This is a genomic window from Prevotella rectalis, from assembly GCF_900607215.1.
GTDB lineage: Bacteria > Bacteroidota > Bacteroidia > Bacteroidales > Bacteroidaceae > Prevotella > Prevotella brunnea.
In genome coordinates this window covers 397,415-398,302 of sequence record NZ_LR027822.1, presented here as the reverse complement: position 1 = coordinate 398,302, position 888 = coordinate 397,415, and the positions used below count along the sequence as shown (strand labels likewise).

Below are 888 nucleotides of genomic sequence, written 5' to 3'. Positions count from 1 at the left end.
TGCGTTCGGCCTTGTATTTTCTTAGTGCAGGATATTTCCTTTCCCATTTCTCGACAAAGGTAATGAATTGTTCGTATCCCTGCAAGGAATTCATCTCGTTGTTCTCCAATTGGAACACCTCACTGAGCTGCTGCGCCATTACCAGTTTGTCTTTATGTGATGCGCCGCTGAGTATCTGTCGCTTAACGTGTGCCACGCAGAACTGGTGTGCGGCACCGGGAAAGGCTGCACAGACGGCATTCTCTATTCCTTGCAATGCATCGGAAACAACTAAGTCTATCTGTTCGACGCCTCTTTGCTTCAAGGCCTCAAGCTCGTCTTTCCAGCAAAGAGCCCCTTCTGTGGGATGATTGACAACCGTGAGCACCTCCCTGCTGCCGTCTTCTAATACCCCCAGAATGGTATAGTAGGCTTCCTTGGACACCTGTCTGTCCCTACGGGTGGAAATAAAGGTGGCGTCGATATAGACGGCTAAGTAGTGGGAGGAAAGGCTACGGCAAAGCCACCGTTCGACGTCCTCACGGCAGCTGCCGGCAAGATGCGATACCTGCTGCTTGCTGTAGGAACGACCATAGACGCAATTTGAAATCTCGCCTATCTGCTCCGTGGTAAGACCTTTGGTGTAGAGGAGATTGAACAATTTGGCACGTTCCTCGCTTTCGCTGCGTATCAACCCTAAGAGAATGGGATAGAAGTTTCCGCTACGACTGCGCGGAATACGGAGCGAGAACTCAAAGCCGTGACTGTACCAACGACGAGAACGGAAACCATTGCATTGCTCATGGGCATTTTCGCTGACGAACAACTCTCGTTCATGATACATCAGGGAGTTCATGATTAATGACTGAAGGGTAACAAAACCCTCGCTGCTGCTTGTGTAATTCGAAA

Annotated in this window: 1 pseudogene; it reads right to left on the bottom strand. The window is 49.9% G+C overall.

The features are described from left to right. Positions 1-888 (bottom strand): annotated as a pseudogene (locus E0E16_RS10010) (IS256 family transposase); the annotation flags it as partial.